This is a genomic window from Paenibacillus sp. FSL M8-0334 (assembly GCF_038000405.1).
Lineage (GTDB): Bacteria > Bacillota > Bacilli > Paenibacillales > Paenibacillaceae > Paenibacillus_AQ > Paenibacillus_AQ campinasensis.
This window is the reverse complement of sequence record NZ_JBBOCH010000001.1, coordinates 1003788-1023361: the sequence shown is the minus strand read 5'-3', so window position 1 is coordinate 1023361 and position 19574 is coordinate 1003788. Positions and strand designations below refer to the sequence as shown.

14 protein-coding genes and 1 pseudogene are annotated in these 19574 nt (G+C 49.4%); 12 read left to right on the top strand and 3 right to left on the bottom strand.

Annotated elements, in window-relative coordinates; all coding sequences use genetic code 11:
* Nucleotides 1-222 precede the first annotated feature (222 nt).
* A complete protein-coding gene (locus MKX64_RS04535) occupies nt 223-1230 on the bottom strand; it encodes a sensor histidine kinase (protein ID WP_341035415.1) in 1008 nt (335 codons plus the stop codon).
* Nucleotides 1231-1244: 14 nt separating this feature from the next.
* Complete coding sequence (locus MKX64_RS04530; protein ID WP_341036244.1) at nt 1245-1916, bottom strand: response regulator transcription factor; 672 nt, start codon at nt 1914-1916, stop codon at nt 1245-1247.
* Between the two features lie 186 nt (nt 1917-2102).
* Between MKX64_RS04530 and MKX64_RS04525 the strand changes: the two genes are divergently transcribed.
* From MKX64_RS04525 to MKX64_RS04510, 5 genes and pseudogenes are all read left to right on the top strand, one after another.
* The gene (locus MKX64_RS04525; protein WP_230192077.1) at nt 2103-2870 is read left to right on the top strand and encodes an ABC transporter ATP-binding protein; all 768 of its coding nucleotides are present in this window, start codon (nt 2103-2105) and stop codon (nt 2868-2870) included.
* On the top strand, nt 2857-6051 hold the full coding sequence (locus tag MKX64_RS04520) for an FtsX-like permease family protein (RefSeq protein WP_341035414.1): 3195 nt from the start codon (nt 2857-2859) through the stop codon (nt 6049-6051). Before MKX64_RS04525 ends, MKX64_RS04520 begins: the two co-directional genes overlap by 14 nt.
* 314 nt (nt 6052-6365) lie before the next feature.
* A pseudogene (locus MKX64_RS24275) lies at nt 6366-6654 on the top strand (transposase); the annotation flags it as partial.
* 534 nt (nt 6655-7188) lie between these two features.
* Nucleotides 7189-8127 carry a VanZ family protein gene (locus MKX64_RS04515; protein WP_055109576.1) on the top strand — a complete coding sequence of 313 codons (939 nt, stop codon included), beginning with the start codon at nt 7189-7191 and terminating at the stop codon, nt 8125-8127.
* A gap of 131 nt (nt 8128-8258) precedes the next feature.
* The gene (locus MKX64_RS04510; protein WP_095397593.1) at nt 8259-8741 is read left to right on the top strand and encodes a hypothetical protein; all 483 of its coding nucleotides are present in this window, start codon (nt 8259-8261) and stop codon (nt 8739-8741) included.
* 132 nt (nt 8742-8873) lie between these two features.
* Here the strand turns inward: MKX64_RS04510 and MKX64_RS04505 are convergent, their stop codons facing one another.
* Nucleotides 8874-9239, bottom strand: a complete 366-nt coding sequence (locus MKX64_RS04505) for a helix-turn-helix domain-containing protein (protein ID WP_055109574.1) — start codon at nt 9237-9239, stop codon at nt 8874-8876.
* Nucleotides 9240-9316: 77 nt separating this feature from the next.
* Between MKX64_RS04505 and MKX64_RS04500 the strand changes: the two genes are divergently transcribed.
* The 7 genes from MKX64_RS04500 (at nt 9317) to bchH (ending at nt 19569) form a co-directional block, all read left to right on the top strand.
* On the top strand, nt 9317-9769 hold the full coding sequence (locus MKX64_RS04500; protein WP_074048690.1) for a site-specific integrase: 453 nt from the start codon (nt 9317-9319) through the stop codon (nt 9767-9769).
* Nucleotides 9770-9889: 120 nt separating this feature from the next.
* Entirely contained in the window at nt 9890-11005 is a 1116-nt protein-coding gene (locus MKX64_RS04495) for an ABC transporter substrate-binding protein (RefSeq protein WP_341034374.1), read from the top strand.
* Nucleotides 10995-11996, top strand: a complete 1002-nt coding sequence (locus MKX64_RS04490; protein WP_341034373.1) for a FecCD family ABC transporter permease — start codon at nt 10995-10997, stop codon at nt 11994-11996. The genes MKX64_RS04495 and MKX64_RS04490 overlap by 11 nt, the downstream gene beginning before the upstream one ends.
* Entirely contained in the window at nt 11993-12820 is an 828-nt protein-coding gene (locus MKX64_RS04485) for an ABC transporter ATP-binding protein (RefSeq protein WP_213595442.1), read from the top strand. Before MKX64_RS04490 ends, MKX64_RS04485 begins: the two co-directional genes overlap by 4 nt.
* A gap of 85 nt (nt 12821-12905) precedes the next feature.
* Nucleotides 12906-13844 carry an ATP-binding protein gene (locus tag MKX64_RS04480; RefSeq protein ID WP_341035413.1) on the top strand — a complete coding sequence of 313 codons (939 nt, stop codon included), beginning with the start codon at nt 12906-12908 and terminating at the stop codon, nt 13842-13844.
* Nucleotides 13780-15831: a VWA domain-containing protein gene (locus MKX64_RS04475; RefSeq protein ID WP_341035412.1), complete on the top strand. Its 2052-nt coding sequence runs from the start codon at nt 13780-13782 to the stop codon at nt 15829-15831. Before MKX64_RS04480 ends, MKX64_RS04475 begins: the two co-directional genes overlap by 65 nt.
* A gap of 39 nt (nt 15832-15870) precedes the next feature.
* The gene (gene bchH, locus MKX64_RS04470; RefSeq protein ID WP_341035411.1) at nt 15871-19569 is read left to right on the top strand and encodes a magnesium chelatase subunit H; all 3699 of its coding nucleotides are present in this window, start codon (nt 15871-15873) and stop codon (nt 19567-19569) included.
* Nucleotides 19570-19574 lie beyond the last annotated feature (5 nt).

Sequence of the window (19574 nt, the reverse complement as noted above, 5' to 3'; positions counted from 1 at the left end):
GAAAGAATTAAATAGTCCGTCAGGAATACAGGGTACCAAGAAAAAATGAAGGAGATGTTATAGGAAAGATAGATTGTCATACTGGTCAAGAAATAACTCCTTGGCAACCCCTGTCTCACAAGGTAATTGATACACCCCTAACAGCAATCGCCAAGGCAGGTAATCCCCATCCCTGGTGATACTTAACCGAGCTGAAGGCGTGACGGCAGTTGAAAGTATAAATCACATTTCATATAAATGGTTCGAGTTAGGGAAGTGAAGCGTAAGTGTCGTATAGCTTCCCTCTTCCGATTGGACGGACAATCGGTGTCCGAGTTTGACGGCCATGCGGTTAGCGAGATATAACCCCAATCCTGTCGATTTTGCAAATTGCCTTCCGTTAGCGCCCGTAAACCCTTTCTCGAAAATACGACCAATATCTTCAGCTTTAATACCAATACCCGTATCCCTTATGGAAAGCCTCTTCTCTTCGTTATCAGCCTCGAAAGAGCACACGATTCTTCCGCTGTCACCGACATATTTCAAGGCATTCGACATGATCTGATCTACGATATATCCGAGCCACTTAGCATCGGTATGCACCCATTCCTCTTTTTCCCACATTGTAAAATGAACTCGCTTGGCTACAAACATTTTTGCGTACTTTCTCACACTGTTTCGCACGATTCGGTTTAGAGAGACTTCCGCGATCAAGTAATCCTTGGAAAAGGAATCAATTCTTGCGTAAAACAGGGCTTGCTCGACATAATGGTCGATTTTGAACAATTCATCTTCGAATACATGGATCAGCTCCTCTACCGACTTACCTGACGCATTTCTAAACAGCAGGGTACATGCCGTAATCGGCAGCTTGACCTCATGAATCCAGGAGACAATAAAATCATGAAAATCTTTTTTCTCATCTTGAAGCTTTCCGATGGCCTCAAGCTTATTGCTGTAGAGCTTCTTGATCAGTGCCGTATACTGACGCTGTTCATATGTTAGAGGTTCGGGCAAAGCTACGGTTAGTTCGTCCCATCTGTTGTTTACCAGGTCATGTAATATCCTGCTGCGGGTTCTCCAGCGCAAATAGCCTCCGACCACGTATACCGCGGCCAACAACACGCATCCGGATAGAGTATACATTATGTCTCCAACACGATACGTTCCCTCGGTGCTTACGAACATCATCAAAGCAACGAAGGATAGCATCCCAGCAAAGAAAATCAGAAAATAACGTTTATCATCCAAATAATGTAGAAAGCTCATTTGATTATATAACCTTCTCCCTTGATCGTCGTAATGAACCCATAACGTCCAACCTCATCCAATTTCTTTCGGATTCGGGTCATGTTCACGGTCAGCGTATTGTCGTCGACGAAACTTTCGTCCTCCCATAGGCAGCGCATGATTTTGTCCCGGCTTACGATATGGCCTTTATTCTGCAACAATAGCCGTACGATGACGAATTCGTTCTTTGTCAGTTCAACCGATCGATCGCCGGAAATAAGCTTCCGATCACCCAGGTTCAGCAGGACGCCTTCGTGCTCGATTATGTTGACTGGCGTTTCGGCATAAGAGTAAGTTCTACGCAACAATGCTTTAATCTTAGCGATAAGTACTTCGTCGTAGAACGGCTTCTGGATATAATCGTCACCGCCCATATTCATCGCCATAACCATATCCATCGGCGAATCCCGTGAGGAGAGAAAAATAATCGGCACGTTAGACAATTCCCGAATTCGGCTGCACCAATAATATCCATCGAATATGGGTAAATTAATATCCATTAACACGAGGTGCGGTTCGGTCTGAAGGAACATGTCTTGAATCCTGTTGAACTCGTCACACAATACGGATTCGTATCCCCACTTCCCGACTGTCTCGCCGATTAACCCCCGAATAGTCGGGTCGTCTTCTACGATCATTATCTTCATCTTCATTCCATCCGCCTCCATATCCTTAATCCTATTATATCTTAATTCGGCTAACACTACTGCTACTAGTACCGTGACAAAAATGTAAGCTCGCCAGTAGAAAAACGTAAGTTCAGCGTAAGGATAACTAGTCACCGGCATGGTACGATGGGAATTGAAAAAGGGAAAGCAGGGAGGAAAGACACAGTGGAAACGGTTATTGAAATAAAAGCGTTAACGAAAAGTTATGGGAATAAAGGGAACGTCGTGCCGGTGCTTCACGGGATCGATATGCGCATAGGCGAAGGAGAATTTGTCGGCATTATGGGGCCATCGGGCTCCGGGAAGACAACACTGCTTCATATGGCCGCCACCATCGATGAACCGACCTCCGGCAGCATCGTGATCGACGGGGAAAACGTTCTTCAAATGAACGAGGCGCAGTTATCGGCTTTTCGGCGATCCAAGCTAGGATTCATTTTTCAAGACTATAATTTGCTGGATACGTTGACGGTCAAGGAAAACATTCTGCTCCCCCTCGCGTTGTCCGGTATATCCATCGACGAATTGGAGAACAGAGTGTCTGCCATTGCGGAACGATTTAACATCAAGCATATTCTAGAAAAATACCCTTACCAAATATCCGGAGGTCAGAAACAGCGAACTGCTGCCTGCCGTGCCATTGTGACGCGTCCGCGACTGATTCTGGCCGATGAACCGACGGGAGCGCTGGATTCTAGAGCTGCGGCCAGCCTGCTAGAGGCGTTAAATGAACTGAACGCACAAAAGCATGCGACCATTCTGATGGTGACTCATGATGCATTAGCGGCAAGCTACTGCGGTCGAGTTCTCTTTCTAAAAGACGGTGTCATTTTTGCCGAGATCGTCAAAGGAACGACACCGCGACAAGCATTCTTTAAAAAGATACTGGATGTGTTGACGGTGCTTGGAGGGCGTACGGATGACGTTATTTGAGTTGGCCAAGAAAAATATAAAAGGTAATCTTCGCAACTATTTCATATATTTATTTTCCATGTTCGCAAGCGTCGCCATATTTTATGTTTTTGCTTCACTACAATATAGTACGCAGGTAGTCGAGGCTGTCGAATCTTCAGATAGCATGCAATCTGTGTTCATGGTTGGATCAATCATCCTAGTATTGTTTGTATCCGTCTTTATGATGTACTCCGGCCAATTTTTTACCCGCAAACGGAAAAAAGAAGCCGGGCTATATGCTTTATTAGGTTTTCCAAAAAAAACAATCGGCCGGATGCTGTTCTATGAAAATATGATAATTGGAGCCGGCGTCCTGGTTCTCGGCATTGTGGCCGGTACGCTATTGTCGAAGCTGTTTGCCATGATTTTAATGCGCTTATTGGGAGTAGCTGTCGATGTCGGAATCACGTTCTCCCTTCCTGCGGTGCTTACCACTGTGGTTGTATTTCTTATACTAATTACAATAACTTCTGTGCAAGCTTATCGATTGGTCTATCGATTCAAGCTTATCGAATTGTTCCGCGCTGAGCAGGAGGGGGAGCAGGAACCGAGGGCGTCGATCATTCCCGCTGCCGCCGCAATCGTGTTGCTCATCGTCGGCTACGGATTCGGACTTCAGAATTTCGAAAACAATGAACAGATCTTTACGAACCTGGGCGTCATGACCGTCGGCATCATCGCAGGGACTTTCTTGCTTTTCTCATCGCTCGTTATTTACCTGCTGAAATACGCCAAGAGGCGGAAGTCCCATTATTACAAGGGCATGAACCTAATCATGATTTCCAACCTGGTGTACCGAATGAAAGGGAATGCACGTACGCTAAGCGTCATTTCCATCTTGTCCGCTATCGCATTATGCGCCTTCAGTTTCGGTTTCAGCACTTACTACGCTTACGAGCACACGGCACGTGTAACGGCACCTTTCAGTTACATGCATATAGCGCAGGATGACGAAGTCGATCAAAAGATCGAGGAGATCATACGTGGCGACAATGCACATCCCGTGAAAGCCAAGATGTCGATTCCGGTCATCCATCTGAGCGGCGAAGCGTCAAGTGACGAAATCTTGTCTGATCGTGAGCGCAAGGCAGCCGAGCATCCGGTGAAAGTGATATCGGCCAGCGAATATAATCGCGTAGCGGAGGCACTGAGTCTTGACCGGTTAACGCTGAACGAATCAGATCAAGTGATCGCGATTCGCCCCATGTATACCGATTACGAATGGGCGGATTATGCAGGAGAAACCATCACCCTGGATTTGCCTAATGGGAACGTTAATTTAGCATTTGCAGGCATGACGATTGAACGTGTTCTCAATTGGCATTATCCGGATATTATGGTCGTCGTTGCGGACGATACATTTCGCATGCTGGAAGCGCAAGTTCCTACCGAGCAATATGTTGGTTACATCGTTCAGGACCAGAAGAATACGAAGGCGACCGCTGATGCGCTTGCAGCTATACAGACATCAGAAATGAAGCTATCGACCTATTATTCCGTGTATCGCCTCGGCATCGAGAATGCAGCTTTCAATGTTTTCATTCTAGGGTTTTTGGGTGTGATGTTCCTTCTCGCAACGGGCAGTATCCTATACTTTAAACAGTTGACGGAGGCGACGAACGATCGTTCTCGCTATGAGATATTGAAAAAAATCGGCGTGAGCCACAAGGAAATCGCCGCTACGATCCTGAAACAGAACGCACTGATCTTCTTGTTGCCGCTGTTGGTCGGCCTCGGTCATTATTTGATTATCTTTAACTGGCTGCGGAAGCTCTTCGGAGGAATGGGTGGTATAAATCTCCTGCTTCCAATATTGGTTTGCGTTGGATTGTTTATGGTGATCTATATGACATATTACATGATCACAGTAAATTCTATCATAAAGTTTATCAACGGGGAGTCTGCTCGTAAGGTTAGGTTCGCCATGTTCGCCTCAGCAGCCGTAATGGTTGCGGCCGTTAGCCTGTTCATCTTGGCGGAACCGCCAGTACAATACGACGAACCGCATACCGGTGAACGGATTCACATCACGTTACCTGAGCCAACTGGCGAGATGCCAGTGGGCGTGACGGAGCTCCACTTGACAGATATCGACCGAGCCGATCCTTGGGTAAAGGATCGAAAGCGGGAGCTTATGATCAGTATCTGGTACCCGGCCACCCGGGAGGTTGGCCAGAAAGCCAAATATATACCGCCAAACGCAGCTGCATTTTACGACGAAACCGTCATGCCGACAATCGGAGTAGAGCCCGGCCGAATCGATCTATCCAACATCGGCGTTCATGCTTCGCTGAACGCACCCGCAGAGCACGGAGAGAAGGGCTGGCCTGTCATCATATATTCTCCGGGCGGATCTGTTCCGAGAAGTCTAGGTACGATTAACGTTCAGGAATTGGCCAGTAATGGCTATGTCGTTGTGACCATTGACCACACATATGAGACAACGGTCGTCGAGTTTCCCGAAGGGAGAATAGAGACCGAGCAATTGCCTGATTTCGGGGCGGATACGGTACTGAAAATGATGAGCGTCAGGGTTGATGATGTCCGGTTTGTACTGGATCGACTGGAGGCGCTCAAGGAAGGGAACAATCCGGATCATGCGAAACGTGAGCTGCCTGAAGGGTTGGACCTTGCACTGGACTTATCTAGAATCGGCATTTTTGGTCATTCTGCTGGCGGCGCAACGGCTGCCCAAGCGATGTATGAAGATGAGCGAATCGGCGCCGGTATCGATATGGATGGCTCGATGGGCTATTTACCCAACCACCTGCTTCCGGTTGCTCAGCATGGACTTGACCGCCCGTTTTTACTAATGAATGCTGGTTTTACCGACGAGGGAGAGGTGGATTCCCATCTCACGGCGGAGGATAGGGCATCGTTCTGGAACGAGTCGAGCGGGTGGAAACTAGATGTAGCGATACCGAACGGGGCGCATTATACGTTCACCGATCAACAATATCTGCTGCCGCAAATAAGCAGTAAGCTGAGCCTTTCTCCTCAAGTCGTCCAGGGGAGTGTTGGAATCGTCGAGCCGGAACAGGCGCTTGCGGCACAACGCGATTACATTACCGCGTTTTTCGACATGCATCTGAAAGGGGTGTCGCAGCCCCTGTTAGAGTCATCAAAATCTCCTTATGCGAATGTGGAGGTGTTGGAATAACGGTCATAACTGAACCATCTAGAGGAAAAGTTGTAAAATCAAGCACTACGGGTTACTACTCTAATTTTAAGGGGCTGTCTCAAAGTCATAAATGACTAGGGACAGATCCCTCTTTTATAATCTTGCAGTTGTCGGGAGGGGGAACGAGTTCTGGTCGCTCTTGAACGTCGTGTTCTTGGAAAAGGTTAGAAGAGTACAACACGACGTTCAAAGGGCGGACGTAAACTCCTTCACCCATACCCACTCCCTCGCCCTTTTGTAACCTGAATGAGCCGCCTGCAGTCATTAAGCCCATGCGCGCTTCACTTCTGCGCGAGAGCATACAAAAAAATGAAAGCGTGTATGAAGTACAAATGCGTTACTACCGATGTGCAGACTTGAAGGTTGCCCACTTAAGGAGCGTTGCAGCAAAGCGCAAGGGAATCGCGAGATTAAAGTGAGAAATGACTTATCTTGGCTAAAAGGCAAAAGCACGTGAAGAACTTCAGAGCGAGGAAGGTCGTGAACTTTCCGTCCGGCGCATGATCGAGGTGGAAAGTGTAATTCGGTGAAATGAAGAACAACCGGGGATTCCGGCGTTTCTTGCTTCAAAATTTGCGGAAGTAAGCCAAGAGGTCGGATCAGACTTACCAAGAATACTAGAAGTTAATGGCCGCCCTGCTGGATGAAGCAAAAGCGAATAACACAATAAATCTGGAACATGATTTGCGAAGACCGACCGATCACATTCATGACTCGCCAAATACTTCAGAAACCAATCGCTGGGTGAAGATATTGCCTTGAATTCTACATGCCTTGCGATGCTTAGCTCTTGTGTGTAATGCGGACGTCTATAAGTCGGATCACCGGTTCAAACCCTGCATCAAGTAAGCATGAGCGGCGTGTATCATGCAGGGGAGCGGAAGTTTCCATTGTTCCGACCGATTGTTCCAATGATTTTGTTGTGATAAACGTATGAGACATATCATGTTCTCCTCTGCGTGGAGTGGTTGGTCAGAGAGTCAAGGGTGTCTCTTTTTACATTTCATAGAACTGAATTTGGGCAAGTAAAGTTAATCAAGCTAAGGGGTGGGGGTTTCATGAAACAGGCAAGTAGGTTATAGTGACAAGTGGAAAAATAGAGTGGAGGAGTTAAGCATGGTCAAACAACGCAAAATTTTACTAACCGCAACTATTGTCTATACCATTATTGTACTTTATTTTATGTTCTTCGCTTTCGGCAGAGGAGAGGCTTCGGAGCAAATTTCCAGCTACACCTTTATTTTCATGCCGGAGAACTTTATTAGTTTGCCGTCTCCAGCTGATCTCCTGCATCCCAACCTAATGAGTATGGTGGCTTTCGGGAACACTATTGCGTTTATTCCTTTCGGTATATTGATTCCATGGCTATACCGGGTCAGCTTTGTCCGTTTCATCATCTTATTCTTCATCGCGATTCTTGTGCTGGAAACGATCCAGGCCCTTACATTCCTGGGCAGCTTCGATATCAACGACGCTCTTCAGAATTCGATGGGAGCAGCCCTCGGTTTTGGGGCGTACAAGCTTGGTTTCCGTTACCGGAGCCTCGGGCGCAATCTGGTGGCAACGGCTATATCGGGTATGGTTCTTTTTATAGCTTTATGGGGATTAGGGGCGGCGGTAGACAAAATAACAACTAAAGTAGAGGGTCCGTTTGTGGCGATCACTGAATGGACGGACAACTCGGGCAATTCATCCACCGGAGACAAACCGGACAGTATTCAAATCAACGGACAGAAGATACCGCTCCGCTATAACCTATATGGCGCTGAAGGCGGAGATTCCAGAACGTTCACGTACAAGTCTGAGGGACAGACGATTTTCTCCTTCGATTACGGATGCCCCGAACCAACGGATTATTCCGGTAGTATCAGTGTTACTCGGGATGACAGGGAGATCATGAGCAATTCTGGAGAACTTCAGCGTACTCATCCTGATCTGTTCCCTTCGCTATTCAAGATTCCGCTTGAGCCGGGGGATGAGCTGAAGATCACGATTAAGGGCGACATGAAAGCATGGGATGTCGGGTATACGCGGATGCAGTATTTCTGGAACTAAGTGCTTAAAGGGATTTCGCCGCCATTTTATCATGAATAACACCTAGCGTTTGGGTTTTCAAGCGCTTTTTTTACTTTTGAGATCGGGATTTTCAGAAACCTGGTTATAACCTAGGCTGGTTGGTTGTCCAATTGGGTATTTTAAAGGAGCTGAAGGTCTGGAGAACGATCGGCTCCTCCGCTTACCGAGTATATCGCTATGAAGGGAAGCTCAATCTCTTGGAAAATGCCGCCCTGCTCCTATGTTGGAAAGAGGGAGATGGCTTTGAATCTAAGCTGATGAAGGCCTTTCTGAGCACGGATATTTCACTGAGCAATGAAGAGATTCTATGCTATTACAGCAAACGTTGGGACATTGAAACGTATTTTCGAACTGCGAAAGTACAACCGGCCATGGATCGTTACCAGGTTCGATCTACTCAGGCGATTGATCGTTACTTGACCCTGCTCATGTTTTCTACGTTATATTACCAGTATGACAGCCAAGGAAGTTTAAACGATGGGTTACATCACTACCGTATCCAGAAAAAGCACGACATGATTGAATATATTTACAACCAAGCCAAAAGTGAGGCAACATTAGACCAAATTAAAACATGGCTAAGCGTTGCATAGGGATACTGTCAGCTCTTAAAACTTACAAATTATTGAAGCGATTATTGGCAGGTACAGTTAAAGAAAATACAAGAGCGAAATCCCGTGTAAAAAAGAAAACGCTCTTTTTGTGTTAATGGCGATAAAAAATGGCTATTCAGACCTCGCTGCGGCATCTATTGATTTGAAAATCTCCGTTGTTACCTTATGGATCATCTTTACATCTTCGCTCTTCTTCCCTAATAGAAATTGATAGTGGACCTCAAGGACAGTTCTGGTCTCAAATTCCTGAGAATCTGGATCGATTTCTCGAAAATCTAAAAGATTTCCTGGCTTTATGTTAAGAGCGTCCATGATTTTTTCCAATGAATCAATGGATAGATTTCTTTTTCCAAGTTCAACTTCGGTTAAATATGAGGTTTGTTGCCCTGTTATTTGGCTTAATTGAAGTAAGGTCAGATTTTTTTTATTACGTATGCTACGAATTTTTTCACCGATCAGTTTTTTTAAATCAGACATCGATTTACAACCTCCCTGCTTATCCTAAGGGTAAGTGTTTCAATCGAAAAAATACATAACATTATAAGTTAAATATATTGACTCAATTGGGACTGCGTATTAGTGAGTTGATCACTATTTATAGCGCCTCAATCAAGCAAGTAGGCGGCGATACGATGCTAATTTATTCAACTGGAAAGTTGAGTCCCGAACCAGTAGAGGTTTCAAAGCCAGCGAATCAACTAGTAGTATACGCATTGGATAAAATCAAAGAATATGCAGTGCCGTTACAAAAGGAATCAGGGCTTCCATATTTGTTCCTGTCAAGAAATAGAAGCAAAAAAGGCTACCCGGTTGGATTGGCTTCGCATTCAAATTGGAATAAGAATCATTTGCGACCATGGATTAAACAGCATAATATCCGAGATAAGAACAACGAATTAATTGATTTTACTAGCCATACATTCCGTCATGTATTTGCAAGCTACGCATTAAAGGGTGGGGCATCGATAGAGGTGGCGTTACAGCATATTTGCCATCCTCCCACCTAAACCTTGTGGAACCTTTGTAACCGTCAAGTCCTTTTGATTTTCAAAAAATTAATAGTAAACATTACGAAGTGGTTGACATATAAAAGTAGTCGCTGTTACAATATGCATGAGTTAATCGTAATGATTACGATTAACATCATTTTGAGTGAAGTGTTGTATGAATCAAAAGACAGGAGGTTCAAAGTGATGCATGCATACAAGCGGCAAAATTTACTTCGCCAATGGAGCGGAGGACTGCTAGCAGGAGTTATGTTCGTATCCGGTTGTGCAGCGCCGTCCAATCCTGCGAGCGACAATAATCGTGATGCATTGGAGTTATCGCCGTCAGCGGAGTCTAGACCTGTATCTGTTCATGATGCGGAGGAAAGGGAGTCGTTTCTCACGTTCGAAGACGACACTGGAAGGGAGATTCGGCTGCCTGAGCAACCACAGCGCATCATCGTCCTATCGCCGCAGCTGTTGGATTTGCTTTATTCGGTTGACGGTCACGCCATTGCCCACGCCACATCACCGGGTGGAACGGTGCCGGATGAGGCGGAGCGAATCGAAGAAGTCGGGGGAATGACGACCGTCAATACGGAGAAGCTACTTGCTTTAAAGCCTGATCTCGTGATCGGCTCTGTGGTGTTTCACCGTGAGTTAACGGCGATTTTGGATGCGAGTAACGTGCCGTTCGCCCTGTTCAATCTGAGTACATATGCAGATTTGCAACAAAAAGCGGTGTTGTTCGGTCAGCTCTCTGGGACGGAAAACAAAGCTAGGGAAGCACTTGCCGATTTGGATCAGGAAATTCGTGAATGGACTGCCCGGGTACCGGCCAGTGATGCACCAACTTTCATCATGCTGAACGTGACCCCTAACAGCCTTTCTGTGCAGCGGCAAGATACCGTCGGAATCGAGGTCGCAACTATGCTGCATATGAACAATTTGGCGGAAACATGGGAAGCAGCAAGCGACAGTCCGTCGACTGCACCATTTAGTCTGGAAAAAATCGTCGAGCTAAATCCGGATTATGTTTTTATTCTGATCCACGGGGCGCGAGAAGATGGGGAGAAGAAAATTCAATCCGATCTGGCCAGCCAACCTGCATGGACATCGCTGCGTGCTGTGAAGGAAAACCGTATGGTCATCTTGCCGTCTGATCGGTTTCTCTCAAACCCGGGATTTCGATTAAGTGAATCAGTCGAATATTTGGCTAAGCTTGTTTATCCGGATACATATGAGAATGGTCATTAATGCTTTCCGTATTCCGATGTCCAAAGGCATTCTTGTCATTGTCGCTTTGACGGCTGCGGCAATCCTCGCTACTGGATTCAGCATCGGTACCGGAGCAGTCCGCATTTCGTTGTCAGAGATTTGGTTATATGTCTTTCACGGTTATGACGGTCCAATGAAGGAAATTGTGTGGAACATTCGGCTGCCTCGAACGTTAGTGGGCATGCTCGTTGGAGCTAATCTGGCACTGTCCGGTGCGCTCTTGCAAGGCGTGATGCGGAACTCGCTGGCAGATCCGCACATCATCGGCGTGTCATCTGGAGCAGGATTATTCGGCATCATCGTTCTCATTTTATTTCCTCATCTATGGTCGATGCTGACACCAATCGCTTTTCTTGGCGCTTCCGGAGCTGCTGCCATCATTTATTTGCTTGCCTGGAAGGACGGTGTACAGCCGGTGCGCCTCATACTTGCAGGCGTGGCCGTGTCCGCCTTTCTCGGCTCCGGCATCTCCGCATTGTTAATTTTCTTTAGCGATCGGGTGAACGGTGCCCTCGTGTTTATGGTTGGCGGCTTGTCCGCCAAAAGCTGGCCAGAGCTTGAAATCATTCTGCCTTATTCGCTCATTGGCATGAGCCTGGCGTTCATTGGCAGTTCACATTTGAATATACTTGCCCTTGGCGATTCCAATGCACGCGGCCTCGGCTTGTCGGTGGAAGCAGCTCGCTTCTTCCTGACGGCGCTCGCTACCTTGCTTGCCGCAAGCGCGGTCAGCGTCGTCGGCCTGCTCGGCTTCGTCGGTCTGATCGTTCCGCATTCAGCCCGCTTGCTGATCGGCAGTGATTATCGGTTCTTACTTCCTGCATCCGTGCTGCTTGGAGCGGCCGTCGTGACCTTTTGCGATACACTCGCCCGCTTGATGTTTGCTCCTTTAGAACTGCCGGTCGGCATTATGATGGGAGCTTTGGGTGCGCCGTTCTTTCTATATTTGCTAAGGAGGGAAGCGCGATGACGTTGTTACGCTTGGAAGACGTGTCCGTGAGGCTTCACAACCGTACGGTGCTGGATTCGCTGAATTGGCAGGTGGAGGCCGGAAAAATTTACAGCATTATCGGTCCGAATGGCAGCGGCAAAAGCACTTTGCTCAAAACTTGCGCCGGACAATTAAAGCCTGCGCAAGGAAAGGTGCTTCTGCAAGGCAGACTGCTCGATAGTTATCCCCGTCGGCAGTTAGCACGACATATGGCAATGCTTCAGCAAAGTCAGGCATCTCTGCCGGACGTGTCCGTGCGTTCGCTGGTCAGTTACGGACGTTTTCCTCATCAGCCTGTATGGGGCGCAAAGCGCAAGGAAGACGAGGAGATTGTCGAATGGGCCATGGCTCAGACCGGAACGCTTCCCTTTGCGGAGCGAAAGCTGTCTAACTTATCCGGCGGAGAACGGCAACGCGTATGGATTGCCATGACCTTGGCACAGCAATCGGGGCTCATCTTATTAGATGAACCGACGACCTATCTCGATGTCAATCACCAGTGGGAGGTTATGGAGCTAGTCCATAACTTAAATCGCAAATATGGCATCACGATCGTCATGGTCCTGCATGACCTCAACCATGCTGCAGCTTGCTCCGATGAATTGTTGGTGATGCGTGCAGGCGGAATGTATGCCAGCGGGTCGCCGGAGCAAGTCATCACCGATCGCATGTTGCGCGATGTATTTGGTGTAAGAGCGAGCGTGGGAAGGGATGATCGAAGCGGTCGCATGCATTGCCATATCGAAGGGCTGCTTGAAGCGGTGGATTTCTCAGCTCAACCCGCAATCGCGGCAGTCAAATAACGAATGTCTTGATTTCGTGTATATGTGCAGATTTTGCCTTGTTCAGTTCACTTAATAGAAAACATTTACAAAGGAGAGGATCAACATGGAGGGGAAAGCAGACGTATATCCATTCGCGGCAATCGTCGGACAGAACTTGATGCGCAAAGGGCTGCTGCTTAATCTTGTCAATCGGAAGCTCGGCGGCATCTTGATCCGCGGGGAGAAAGGCACAGCCAAATCGACGGCCGTACGCGCAATCGCGGACTTAATGCCGGAGCTGAGCGTCGTGAATTTGCCCGTACATGCTACGGAGGATCGCGTCGTCGGCACATTGGATATCGAGCATGCGATTCGAGAAGGAGAGAAAAAGTTCGAGCCGGGACTGTTAGCGAAGGCGCATGGACATATTTTGTACGTGGATGAAATCAATCTACTCGATGATGCGATCGTCGATGCGCTGCTCGACGCAGCAGCCATGGGGGTGAACACCGTTGAGCGAGAAGGCGTCTCCTACTCGCATCCGAGCCGCTTTATCTTGATCGGTACGATGAACCCGGAGGAAGGGGAGCTGCGGCCGCAGCTGCTGGATCGCTTCGCGCTTTCAGTAGAGGTGAATGGGGAACGAGATGTGGAGAGCCGAATGGAGGTCATTCGCCGGCGCCTAGCATTCGAAGCAGATCCAGACGAATTCCGAAGACGTTATGAGCCGCAACAACTAGAGCTTCGGGAACGGATAGAACGAGCGCGTCAGCTGCTCGAGCAGATCAAACCGTCCGAGGAGTTACTGAAATGGACCGCCGCAGTCGGCATTCGGCTGAAGGTAGACGGACATCGTGCGGATATCATGTTAATGAAAACCGCCATGGCGATGGCTGCATTCCAGGGAAGAACGCAGATCGTGGCAGACGATATGGTAGAAGCGGCGATGATGGTGATGCCGCATCGCATGCGCAAGCGGCCGTTCGAAGAGGGAGCATATGACCACGAGACGATACGCCAGCTGCTCGGCGACCTTCTGTCCGAGGTCACCCATGCAAGTTAAGCCTCACTTGTATCCGTTCTGTGCTGTAGTCGGTCAAGAACGTGCGCAAAAGGCGCTGCTGCTTCATGCTGTAAATCCGGGATTAAAGGGGGTGCTGCTGGCAGGCCCACCAGGAACGGCGAAGTCCACGCTCATCCATGGTGTTACAGAGCTTCTGCCGGAACTTAACGTCATTAACATTCCTTTGAACGTGGATGAGGAACGGCTTTGGGGCGACTGGGATATGGCAGCTGCTGTCCGCAGCGGCAAACGAACGTTTGTACCCGGCTTGCTTGCAGCTGCGGATGGGCACATCGTCACGGTAGACAATGCGCATATCATGCCCGAAAGGTTAATGAAAGCGGTCCTGACTGCTGGCGACAATGTGGCGGGCGAGCCCGCGCATGGGCATGTCCGCAAGAGCTCTGAGCGAAGAAGTGGCCTTGACAGTGCAGCATTCCGCCTGTTCGCAGCTATGAGTCCGGACGATAGGAAGCCGCTGCCGGCGATGTTTGATCGCTGCGGGCTATATGTGCGACTGGAAACCTCGGCGGACCTTGCGGAGCGAACGGAAATCGCAAGCCGCTTGCTCGCCTTCGAACAAGATCCTGAGTCGTTTCGCCTAGCTTATGAATCGGAAACGAAGGAATTGAGAGCACGTATCGCAGCGGCTAGGACTCGGCTGCCTGCTGTACATATTGATGGAGAGCTGCTACGTTTGGCTGCCGAAATCGCTGAGGAAGCTGGCTGTCTGGGACACCGCGCGGACATCCTGCTGATCGAAGCGGTCCGTACGATCACAGCTTGGGAGGGTCTTAGCGAGACGACACAGGAACATCTGCAAGAAGCGGCGGGCTTTGTGCTGCCGCACCGGATGCGTGCAGCATCTCAACCGGAAGTGTCGCGAGGGAAGTCGCCTGGAGACTTGCCGGATCAAGAGCAAACGAAGCATGATTCGAATGGCGATCATCCATCACCAGGATCGCATCGCGATAAGGAAAGCCAAAGAGAAAGCCAAGCGGAAGGAGAGAATAATGCGACAAACGGCGAGCAAGTTGACCGGTCACAATTCGCTTCGCCTGCACAACTTGGGGGCGACCACAACGGCGAAGCCGATAGTAGACAATCTCTTTCCTCAGAGGCGCGGGCTGTAGTGGAAGCCGTTGGACGGGAAATCGCTGTGCAGCCATTCGTCTTTACCCCGCCGCAGCCAATGAAGCAAGCGCAAACTGGGAAACGAAATCAAGCGTCAGTAGGAACGGTAAACGGTCGATATGTGCGGGCTGCGATGCCGCGCGGCCCTCTAAGAGACATTGCGTTTGATGCCACGCTTCGTATGGCGGCTCCCTTTCAGCTTATACGTAAGCAACAATTAAGTTCATATAACACGAACTTAAAGCTATGGATTGAGCCGAGTGATGTGCGTGTGAAGGTTAGGGAAAACAAGACAGGAACTGCTTTGCTATTCGTCGTCGATGCCAGCGGTTCGATGAATGCAAATAAGAGAATGAAGGCTGTCAAAGGTGCGGTATTGTCTTTACTTCGTGATGCGTACCGGCAGCGTGACCATGTGGGCTTGATTGCCTTTCGCGATCAACAAGCTGAATTGCTGCTCGGGTTGACACGCAGTGTAGAGCTCGCGGAACGCAAATTGAGGACGCTGCCAGCTGGCGGGAAAACGCCGCTAGGTATTGGACTGGAAAAGGGACTTATGGCGATCCGCCCTTTGTTAAATAGAAGAAGTGGACTCATCCCCGCGATGATCGTCATGACCGATGGAAAGGCGAACGTCAGCGCAGAAGCGGCAGGTGATCCATGGCAGGAAAGCCTGCAAGCTGCACAACGCATCGCAGCGGCTGGCATACGCACACTTGTGATCGATACGGAGGATGGTGTAGTACGATTCGGCTATGCCCGCAAGCTGGCGGAAGCGATGCAAGCGCGGTATTACCGGTTAGAACAATTGGAGGCTGGGAGTATCGAACGAGCTGTACGGACGTTGATCTAAAAATAATGATTTATGGATTACGGAAAGGAGGATGGCGCGTTGAAGCTATCCATACTCACAAACGGGGAAACGACGTTGTCGCATTTGTCTGAAGCATATCAATGGCTTGATCAAAATCAGAAAAATCAGCTGCATCTGACCATCATCGATTTAGGGAATCGGAAGATCGACGAGCTTGAGGACGTGGAAGCCACGCTTGTTGGAGCTGACCTTGTCATCTTCGATGCACATGGCGTCCGCCAGGACGTAGTCGAATGGTTGAGTAGCCTGCTAAGCAAAGGGACGGCTCATATCGTTCCGCTTGGCGGCAACTCCGCTGAGATCGCTTCGCTGCTCAGGCTAGGCAGTCTGACCTTTGCAAATTTGCCTAGACAAGAAGGGCATACACATGCGGCAACGTCCTTGCCGCTAGAAGGAATGGATGAGGGTAAGGCGGATTATGAACACTACGTTCGATTTACCGAATATTGGCGGGGCGGAGGTACTGACAATTTGCTCGGTCTGCTTTGTCTGGCAGGCCGTGAATACGGCGGCTGCCATCTGTTGCCGGAGCCTAAGGAGCCGGTATATGTTCGGGAGTTAACGATTATGGAGCCGAGCAGTCGCACGGTTTACTCGTCTGCAGCCAGCTACCGGCAAAGCAATCGCTACGACGAAGGTCGGCCGAATGTCGCGATTTTATATCTTGGGAATAGCAATCCGCTCGATACCGCAGAATGTATTGCGCAGCTTAAGGAACAATTGGAGGCTTTCGTGAACGTCATGCCGATCGCGTTTCCTTCAGTGATGAACATTCCGCTCGACCGTCTGCGCGAGTTGCTACTTGGCGACGGTCATCAAGTGGATCTTATCGTGAACCTGCTGCCTTTCCGACTTGGGATTGGTCCCGGCGGAGGAAATCAGGACGGGGCTGTGCAGATGCTGGAACAGCTCGATGTGCCGATGCTGCATCCGCTATTGTTGAACAGTAGAACGGAACAAGAATGGAGACAGTCTGCGAGTGGACTTGAGCCTTCGTTGCTACTCGTTCAGGTCATGCTTCCGGAGCTTGACGGGAGCGTGGAGATGTTTCCGATAGCGGCACTGCAGGAAGAAGGAGAAGACGCCGAGCTAAACGTTCCGCTAAAGCGACTTGCACTTATCCCTGAACGGACAAAACGCTTGACAGATCGCATCCGCCGCTGGCTTGCCCTGCGGAGCAAGCCCAATGCAGAGAAGAAGCTGGCGCTCATTGGCTACAATTATCCGCCAGGCGAAGGAACGGTGTTCGGCGGTTCCTTCTTGGATACATTCGAATCGATAGCACGTTTATTGAGCTGGCTGAAGCAGCAAGGATATCATACCGAGGAACTGTCAGCGGCGGAGCTGCGTGCCAGATTTATAGAGGGCGGTCTAGTCAATTCCGCAAAATGGTCTGATCCTCAAGCTTCGAGTCAGTTGATCCGTTATGCGGATCCCCATTTCACACAGAAGCTATCCGGTCGTTCATGGGGAGAAGAAGCGATAAGCCGCTGGGGGCAGCCGCCTGGTGACATCATGACGGACAACGGTTCCTTTCTCATACCCGGTCTGATGATCGGCCAAGTGTTTATCGGCCTGCAACCTTCACGCGGTATCCATGAGGATCCAGAGAAGTCGCTGCACGATCGTTCGTTACTACCTACGCATCAATATACTGCGTTTTATCAATGGATTCGTGAACAGTTTCAAGCGGATGCCATCGTCCATATCGGGACACACGGCACCTTAGAGTTTCAGCGGGGGAAAGAGGCCGCTCTGTCTAGGGACTGTGTACCGGACGATTTACTCGGGGATTTACCTAATTTGTATTACTATTACGTAGGGAATCCGTCCGAAGCGATGATCGCCAAGCGGCGCAGCCATGCCGTATTGATCGGCTATCAGGCGCCGCCCTTTACAGAAGCTGAGCTGTATGGCGAGTGGCGTGAGCTTGAAGCCTTGTTGCACGAATATCGTGAAGCGAAGCAGCTCGCGCCGGAACGATGTGAGGCGATTCTACAAGAGCTGCAGGCGGTAGCGAAGTCGCTTAACTTCTCCGCGGAGACTGTAGAACACATGGAGGAGGAGCTCTATCGCATGCAGCGTTCGCTCATCCCTAGTGGACTGCATGTGCTTGGCGACAGCTATTCGCCTGAAGCCGCTTTGAACCATATGCAATTCGTGCTTCGCCACGAGCGGGGAAATATTCGATCCATTCGTGGACTGCTCGCCGAACGGCAAGGAATTTCGGCGGATGAACTGACTTTGGGCAAGCATGTGAGCTTGCTGCGCCAGCTCGATGAGGAAGCGAATACGTTAGTGACCGCTTATGTGCCAAACAAAGCAATCCCGGACATGTATAAGAGTGAACATCCAGATTGGCTTAAGCAGTTGGAAGCTTCGCTCGAGTATGGTTACGAAGCTTACCTAAGATCATTGCATAATGAGGAAGCAGAAGGGCTGATGCGGGCACTGGAGGGTCGGTACGTTCCAGCTAAGCTCGCTGGGGACGTGCTGCGAACACCTGAAATATTGCCGACCGGACGAAATCTGTACCAATTCGATCCCCGCTTAGTGCCTAGTCGTACAGCTGCTGAACGGGGGGCGATTGTCGCCGAAAACTCCATACAGCAATATCGCGAGCAGCACGGGGATTATCCGCACACGACAGCAGTCATCCTCTGGGGGATTGAGACATCGCGCACACAAGGGGAAACCATTGGGCAAATCCTGCATTATATGGGGGTTCGCATTGGCGGGGGAGTCGGAACGTTCCGTACAGAATATGAAGTGATCCCGCTTGCGGAATTAGGCCGACCGCGCTTGAACGTCATGGTGCATATTACTGGGGTTTTTCGCGATTTGTTTCCGAATTTGCTGGAAGAATTACATGACCTATTCCGCAAGGTTTCGGAGCTGGATGAACCTGATGAGCTCAATTGGTTCAAGGCCCATACGCGAAGCATGGAGGAGGAGCTGCTTGCTGCTGGATATGAGGCAAGTCAAGCGCATGACTTAGCTTGCGCCCGCATCTTCGGCCCGGCAGAAGGAGAGTATGGCACGACGGTGACGCGGATGATCGAGACGAAGCTATGGAACGAGGAGTCTGAGCTCGGAGCGGCATACACGGACAGCCAGCAGCATGTATACAGCGCACTAGCGCGAGGACAGGCGGAGCCGGAATTGTACCGGTCACATATGCTGGAGGTGGATATTGTGTCGCAAATTCGCAGCAGTCATGAATGGGAAGTAACGGATTCTGACCACTATTATGAGTATTTTGGCGGCTTGGCAAAGTCTGTGGAAGTGATGAAAGGTCGTAAAGCAGACATTCATATTACGGATACGACAGGGGAGCAAATCAAGACAGAATCTGCCGAACATGCGATTGCACGCGGAGTAAGGACTCGCTTAACGAACCCGAAATGGATCAACGATCTCTTGAAGCATCCTTATCATGGCGCAAAGGAAATGGCCAGCCGATTCGAGTATGTACTGGGACTTGCAGCCACGACTGGAAAAGTAGAACCTTGGGTATTCGATCGTCTGCATGACGTCTATATGGCTGATGAAGCACTTAGCCGGAAGCTGCAGGACAACAACCGTTGGGCTTACCATGCGATGATCGAAACATTGCTGGAAAGCGAGCAGCGAGGATACTGGACACCCGATGAACAAGTTCTGCATCAGCTGCGGCAGAAATACCTAGAGCTTGAAGGAGAGTTGGAAGGGGAATGAGAACA

Coding starts and splice junctions, on each gene's coding strand:
- MKX64_RS04485 (WP_213595442.1), top strand. CDS start 11,993: ATGACGTTGTTACGCTTGGAAGACGTGTCCGTGAGGCTTCACAACCGT.
- MKX64_RS04495 (WP_341034374.1), top strand. CDS start 9,890: ATGATTACGATTAACATCATTTTGAGTGAAGTGTTGTATGAATCAAAA.
- MKX64_RS04505 (WP_055109574.1), bottom strand. CDS start 9,239: ATGTCTGATTTAAAAAAACTGATCGGTGAAAAAATTCGTAGCATACGT.
- MKX64_RS04515 (WP_055109576.1), top strand. CDS start 7,189: ATGGTCAAACAACGCAAAATTTTACTAACCGCAACTATTGTCTATACC.
- MKX64_RS04520 (WP_341035414.1), top strand. CDS start 2,857: ATGACGTTATTTGAGTTGGCCAAGAAAAATATAAAAGGTAATCTTCGC.
- MKX64_RS04480 (WP_341035413.1), top strand. CDS start 12,906: ATGGAGGGGAAAGCAGACGTATATCCATTCGCGGCAATCGTCGGACAG.
- MKX64_RS04490 (WP_341034373.1), top strand. CDS start 10,995: ATGGTCATTAATGCTTTCCGTATTCCGATGTCCAAAGGCATTCTTGTC.
- MKX64_RS04530 (WP_341036244.1), bottom strand. CDS start 1,916: ATGAAGATAATGATCGTAGAAGACGACCCGACTATTCGGGGGTTAATC.
- MKX64_RS04475 (WP_341035412.1), top strand. CDS start 13,780: ATGACCACGAGACGATACGCCAGCTGCTCGGCGACCTTCTGTCCGAGG.